The organism is Desulfobacter sp., from assembly GCF_050177295.1.
Genome location: NZ_JBFXHE010000230.1, coordinates 1 through 7,019 on the forward strand (window position 1 = coordinate 1; position 7,019 = coordinate 7,019).

The following is a 7,019-nucleotide window of genomic DNA, read 5'->3' on the forward strand; positions in this document are numbered from 1 at the left end:
GTGGGATACAAAAAATCCGGGATTGTACTTGATCCACCTAAATGGCGGAAGACCTATGAAGAAATCGTCGTTGAATTTTAACCCTTTTTTTAAAAAAAACAACATGTGCCCAAAATGACGCTCCTGCACCAGAAGGAGTCCACCCGGAAAGGGAAGGTACTGTCCCCGGGCCGGGTCTCCATGCTCAGCTATGCCGTGTTGATACTGCTTGGCGCGTTTTTGCTCCTTTTGCCCGCATCCACTGAAAAAGGACATCTGGGCTTTATTGATGCGCTTTTCACATCAGCTTCAGCCGTGTGCGTCACAGGGCTGGCCGTGGTGGACACAGCCGCCACCTTCACCTTTTTCGGCAAAGCAGTGATCATGGCGCTGATCCAGGCCGGCGGCATCGGCATCATGGTTTTGTCCACCATGTTCCTGCTCACCCTTGGCAAACGGGTGGGCATGACCGGCTGGCAGATGCTTTCGGATACTTATAGTTACGGCCAGGGAAAAAACGTATATTCACTGGTCAAAGAAATACTGATCTTTACATTTGTCATTGAGCTGATCGGCGCGGCATTGATGCTGCCGGATTTTCTTTGCAGCTTTCCTGTGGACCAGGCCATCTGCTATGCGGCATTCCATTCGGTCAGCGCATTCTGCAACGCCGGTTTTTCTCTGTTTCCGGACAGCTTTACCCGGTATGGCGGCAGCTGGCTGATCAACCTTGATATCTGCTTTCTTATTATTACTGGCGGGATCGGGTTTATTGTCATGGCGGAAATCCGGCAAAAATTTTCATTTTCAAAACGCTGCTGGTCAAAACTCAGTCTGCATACGCGGCTTACGCTGACTGCCACTTTGATCCTGCTGGCCGGCAGCACCCTGTTATTTTTTATTCTGGAATGGTCCAACACCCTTAAAACGCTGCCCCTGCATGCCAAATTTCTGGCCTCTTTTTTCCAGGCCGTAAACACCCGTACAGCCGGGTTTAATACCCTTGACATTGGCAGCCTGACCAATGAAACGCTTTTTATCAGCATTCTTCTGATGTTTGTGGGCACAGCCCCCGGCTCCTGCGGCGGCGGGGTTAAGGTAACCACCATATCCGCCATCGCCATCCTGGGATATTCCAGATTCCGGGGACAGGAGTATCCCCATATTTTTTACCGCAGGGTGTCTGATGCCAGTATAACAAAGGCGGTGAGCCTGATTCTCATCAGTATGCTGGTGATTGTCATCGGCGTGGTGCTGCTCCAGCAGACGGAAATCGGCGATGTCTCCCATATTCAGACCCGGGGCGTTTTTCTTGAGATTCTCTATGAGGTGGTCAGCGCCTTTGGCACCGTGGGTCTGTCCACCGGGATTACGGCCGGATTTTCAGGGATTGGCAAACTGATTATTATATGTATCATGTTCATCGGACGCTTAGGCCCCATGGGCATTGCCATGGCTGTGAGCAGAAAAGGCAAACCAAGTAAATTTTCCTATGCCCAGGAAAATATAATGATCGGTTGAAGAAATAATGATCAGTTGAAAAAATAGTGATTGGTTGAAGAAAGGTTTTATATGAAACAGTTTCTGATTATCGGCCTGGGAAATTTCGGATTTCACCTGGCCACCCATTTATACCGCAAGGGCCATGATGTCATGGCCATAGATAAAAGCCCTGTCCTGGTGCAATCCATTAAAGACCATGTCACCCAGGCGGTGGTTGCGGATGCCACGGATGCGGCCACCCTCAAAGAGTTTGGCATCAAAAATGTGGACACCGCCGTGGTGGGCATTGGTTCCGTGCTCGGGGATTCCATCCTTGCGGTGCTCAACCTTCAGGAACTTGGCATTCCGCATATTGTGGCCAAAGCCATCAGTGATCCCCACAAAAAAGTTTTGGAAAAGCTGGGCGTTAAAGAGATCATCTTCCCGGAAAAAGACACGGCCCTGTCCATGGCGAAAAAACTGGACAACCCCAGCCTCATAGATTATCTGCCGTTTATGGAAGGGTATGGCATCATTGAACTGGCTGTGCCTGAAAAATTTATGGGCAAAAGTCTTAAACAGATCAACCTGACCAATAGATACGGTGTTCAGGTCGTTGCGATAAAAGGCCAGGACGCCGGGAATACACGGTTCTCCCCCCAGGCCGATCACGTTCTGAACCAGAGGGATATCCTGATTCTGCTCGGACCGGAGAAAGGGTTGGATACCCTGAAAACGGCTATCCAGAAATAGCCTGCATGGGTCCTGAACCGCATCCCATTGATTTATTTATAATCAATGCCCATGATGATGAGAATTTCAAAAATCACGGCACCTGAACCGGCCCCCCAAAGCATTGCGGCGATCCCCGTAAAAATATTTGCTATGCTTTTCCATATTGCACGATAAAATCGTATACATCCTCCCAGGGCATGGGTTTGGCAATAAAATAACCCTGGCCGCTGCCGCAGGAAAGATGTGACAATTGATCCAGCTGCGACCGGGTTTCCACCCCTTCTGCCACGGCGGATATGTTCAGGGACCTGGCCAGGGCCAGGATGGATTTAACAATTTTCCGGCTTTCCTCTTTGTTGTCCATGGCTTTGATAAAGGAGCGGTCAATCTTGATCTGGTCAATGGGGAACTGCTGCAAATAAGACAGGGATGAGTAGCCTGTGCCAAAATCATCAATGGCCAGCTTGACCCCCAGATCACGCAGGGCATACAGTTTTCTAACGGCCTGTTGCGTATATTTCATTAGAAGGGACTCCGTGAATTCAAGTTTGATATTCTGGGGGGTGAGACCGGCTTTTGAAATCTCACATTTAAGCTTGCCGACAAAATCATTCTGCAGGAATTGCCTGATGGATACATTAAGATTCATGGTCAGCAACTGGCCGGTGTCTTCCTTGATCTGTACCAGTTTCCGGCATCCCTCCCGAATGACCCAGTCCCCTATGGGAAGAATCAGACCGGTCTCCTCGGCAATGGGGATAAACTGGTCCGGGGGAACCACGCCCCGGGTGGGATGGTGCCAGCGAATCAGGGCCTCAAATCCTTCCAGCGTATCTGATGCGATATCTATGATGGGCTGAAAATATAATACCAGTTCCCGGCGCTCCAGCGCCTTTCTCAGTTCGGTTTCAATGGTAAGACAACTCAGGGCGCTTTTGTGCATCCGGCTGGAAAAAAACTGGAACTGGGCTTTGCCTGAATCCTTGGCATGATACATGGCAAGATCGGCATCCCGGATCAGACTGTCGGCCGTATCATACTCCTGTGTATGGGTCACCACCCCGATACTGGCGGAAATCCGGATTTCCTGTCCGCTGACCATGAAAGCAGATGCAGCCGCTTTTGTAATCCGTTCGGCAATGGCGGAGATCAGCCCGTTAGAATCCACATCGGAAAGCAGAACAGCAAACTCGTCCCCGCCCAGCCGGGCCAAAAGGTCATTGTTCCGCAGGCACTGCTTGATCTTTTCAGCCACCATTTTTAAAAGCTGGTCTCCGGCCTGATGGCCCAGGGAGTCATTCACATTTTTAAACCGGTCCAGATCAATGAGAAGAACGGCGAACCTGAACCTTGAGTTTTTTTTCTGTATCTGCAGAAGGGTGTTAAGCTGTTCTGTGAAATACCGCCGGTTGGCAATCCCGGTCAGGGCATCATGGAATGCCTGGTGGTGCAGTTTTTGTTCGAACAGTTTTCGCTGGGTAATGTCTTCGTAAAAGACAAACACGGCCTGGACAACACCGTCGATTTTAACCGGATACGCCAGGGCCGATACCTGGATGTCAAATCCGTTTTTATGGCGGCACCCGGTTTCTGTTTTGCCGGTCCGGCCCTCCAAAGCCTTTTGCACCAGATCTTCAATTTTTTCCTGGGACCGGTCATCCAGCATGTTTGCCGGGAATTCATTATAACTGAGTTCTGAATAGGCGTATCCAAACAGGTCAAAAAAACCTTTATTGCTGTTAAGCACTTTTTTATCCCTGCCGATCAAAACAATGCCGTAGGGAGAATTCATGAACAGCTCTCTGAAATAGGTCTGGGTTTTATGGGCCTGGGCGGACTTTTCCTCAAGATCCCCCTGCACCTGTGTCAGCTTTTGTTTTTCTTCCACCAGTGCCTTTTGGGAGTGTTTCACCTGGTCAGTTTTTTTTTCCACCATCCGGGCCAGCTGATCCCTGTATCGCTTCAGCTCGAGCTGGGATTTGATACGGGCAAGGGTAATGGGCGCATTCACCGGTTTTCTGATGTAATCCACAGCCCCGGCCTCAAACCCCACAGCCTCATCTGCCTCATCAATTTTAGCGGTGACAAAAATAATGGGAATGTGGCAGGTGGACTGGTTGGATTTCAAACGCCTTGCCACCTCGTAGCCGTCCATCTCCGGCATCATAATATCAAGCAGAATCAGGTCCGGTGTTTCTCCGGAATAAACAATATCCAGTGCCATATGGCCGCTTATGGCCACACTGATCTCATAATCCCGGACAAGAATGCCCCCCAGCACATCAATATTGGCCGGGGTATCATCAACGATCAGGATTTTTTCCTTTAAACACTCGGTAGAATCGGTCACCTGTTTCACCCTTTTCCTGGCGGCGGTTTTATCATGGCCTTAGGCATGATGCTTCCGGATCGCGGTTTCCAGACGTTGAAAGGTTTTGCGGGCACTGGGAAAATCAAAGCGTTTGACTTGAAGGGCCAGGGTACCGGCATCCGATGCAAAGACAGTGCCTTCCAGCTCCTTTGAAAAAGATACCGCATGGACCTTGGCATCCAGGCTGTTCTTTTTAAGCAACTCCCCCATTTTCTCCATCATGTCACCCATCTGATCGAACCGTTTCTGTTCCGGAAACGGTCCGGCGTCACCGGGCTTTGGGTCTGTTTTTTCCCTGATACGTTCAGCCGTGGAGCAGATCAGAGAAAACTGGGTGTCAATATCTGCCAGATCCGCTTTAAGTGCCATGAGCTCTGGCTCATCCTTTTCTTTTTCATCCTTAATCTTTTTTTCAAAATTCGCCAGAAGGCGGCCGAGACACACAGCGGATACATTCAGGCTGACCCCCTTAAAGCGGTGAACCACAGCCAGAAGGCCCGGGATATTGCCGTCCTGTATCAATTTTTTGATTTCAAAAATCGTATGCTGGTTTTCCAGGGTATAATCAACCACGGCCCGGTATAAAAGGAGATGGTTCCCGTTGAGCCGTTTTGCCGCATTTTTTACATCAATCCCCGGCAGATCTTTCATGGGGGAATGAGTTTCAAAACCTTTGGAGTCTGAAACATGGTTTCCGGTTTTTATCGGCTTTCCAGTTTTTATGGGCTTTTCAAGGATATTTGACAGAACTGTGAAAAGGGTATCCGCATCCACGGGCTTGGTTATATATTCATTCATGCCGGCTGCAAGCCCTTTGGCCCGGTCCCGGGCAAGGGCATTGGCAGTCATGGCGATGACCGGGATATTTGCTGCTGCCTTTCCGCGCTGCCGGATAAGGCGGGTGGCCTCATACCCGTCCATATCCGGCAACCCCACATCCATGAGCACCGCATCAAACGTTCTGTTTTTCAACCGCTCAAGGGCCTGGGCCCCGGTAGCGGCAACCACCGTATCAATGCCCTGGCCTCTTAAAATTTCAACAGCAAGGGTCTGGTTGGTTTGATTATCTTCCACCAAAAGAACGCAGGTGCCATGAAGTGCATATTGGCCGCCAAACAGCACCGGGCTGTCTTCAAAAAGCGTTTGATCCTCACAGAACAACTCCATGATCGCATCAAACAAGGCAGACTGCTTTACAGGTTTGGAAAGAAATGCCCGGATGGCCGGCAACCGGTTCAAAGCAGTCCCGGTGCCAATGGAACCAATGGCAATCACCGGCGGGAAAGCGTCTGAACTGATCTGACGAAATTCCGGCGGCAGCCCGGTGTGTCCAAACAATTCCAGATCCAGCACCATCAAATCAAACTTAACCGGATCATGGCAGATGGCTGCAGCCTCCTTTTTTTTGAGTACGCCAAATCTTTCAGTCACCTTGAATCCGAACAAGGATAAGAACCTTTCAAGCACTCTGCCGGTGGTGGCATTTTTTACAGATAGAAGAACGGATTTGCCCTTTAACTCTGCGCGCCGGCCAACCGGGATAAAATCATTCTCTTCTGCGCGTTGGACATGAATGGTAAAGGAAAAACACGAACCTTTCCCTTTGGTGCTGGACACGGAAATCTGTCCCCCCATCAATACCACCAGATTTTTTGATATGGCAAGTCCCAGTCCGGTGCCGCCGAATTTCCTGGAGGTGGACCCGTCTGCCTGGGTAAATGCGTGAAAGAGATGATCCAATGTCTGCTGATCCATACCAATGCCGGTATCATGGATGGAAACTTCCAGATAAAAGCCGGCGCCATCTTCCTGATTTCGGGCGGTTACCCGGATCAGGACCTCACCTTCATGGGTAAATTTCACCGCATTTGACACCAGATTGATCATCACCTGCTTTAAACGAAGGGGATCGGTTTTTATCTGGCGCGGCACAGTTTCATGGATATCTGTAATGAGCTCCACCGATTTTTGGGCAAGGCTGTGTTTGAATACATCCGCCACCTCTTCTAAAAGGTCTCGCAACTTCACCGGGATCACTTCTATGTCAAGCTTTCCCGCATCTATTTTTGAAAAATCCAGAATGTCGTTAATGATCTTTAGCAGATCCTTTGAAGACGTATTGATGATGGTTGCATACTCGTTCATCTGGGGCGAAAGGCCGGCTTTGAGCATAAGCTCGCTCATGCCGGTGATGGCATTCATGGGGGTCCGGATTTCATGGCTCATGGTGGCAAGGAACTGCCCTTTTGCATTGGACGATGCCTTTGCCGCATCCCGGGCCACCGTGAGTTCGGCATTGATGTTTTCAAGTTCCCGGGTGCGTTCGGCCACCTGTCTTTCCAGCAGCTCTTCCCGGCGTTCAATCTGATGGACCATCCAGTTCATGCTGCGCATCAGGGAAATCAATTCATTTTCATCGCCTGTTTCAACCGGTTCATTGGGGATAATAAAA

Annotated in this window: 4 protein-coding genes; 2 read left to right on the forward strand and 2 right to left on the reverse strand. The window is 49.9% G+C overall.

Annotated elements, in window-relative coordinates; genetic code table 11:
- Positions 1 to 114 precede the first annotated feature (114 nt).
- Entirely contained in the window at positions 115 to 1,500 is a 1,386-nt protein-coding gene (locus tag AB7U36_RS15130) for a TrkH family potassium uptake protein (RefSeq protein WP_428160553.1), read from the forward strand.
- Positions 1,501 to 1,551: 51 nt separating this feature from the next.
- Positions 1,552 to 2,214, forward strand: coding sequence for a potassium channel family protein (locus AB7U36_RS15135; RefSeq protein ID WP_428160554.1), 663 nt, complete (start codon positions 1,552 to 1,554; stop codon positions 2,212 to 2,214).
- A gap of 130 nt (positions 2,215 to 2,344) precedes the next feature.
- On the opposite strand, the gene AB7U36_RS15140 is transcribed toward AB7U36_RS15135, so the two are convergent.
- Both AB7U36_RS15140 and AB7U36_RS15145 read right to left on the reverse strand, forming a co-directional pair.
- Entirely contained in the window at positions 2,345 to 4,546 is a 2,202-nt protein-coding gene (locus AB7U36_RS15140) for an EAL domain-containing protein (protein WP_428160555.1), read from the reverse strand.
- A gap of 39 nt (positions 4,547 to 4,585) precedes the next feature.
- Positions 4,586 to 7,019, reverse strand: a 2,434-nt coding sequence (locus AB7U36_RS15145; protein WP_428160556.1) for a response regulator, incomplete at its 5' end; no start/stop codon positions are given.

Bases quoted from the DNA above. Each gene is read 5' to 3' on its own strand.
- AB7U36_RS15130 (WP_428160553.1), top strand. From the start codon at position 115: ATGACGCTCCTGCACCAGAAGGAGTCCACCCGGAAAGGGAAGGTACTG.
- AB7U36_RS15135 (WP_428160554.1), top strand. From the start codon at position 1,552: ATGAAACAGTTTCTGATTATCGGCCTGGGAAATTTCGGATTTCACCTG.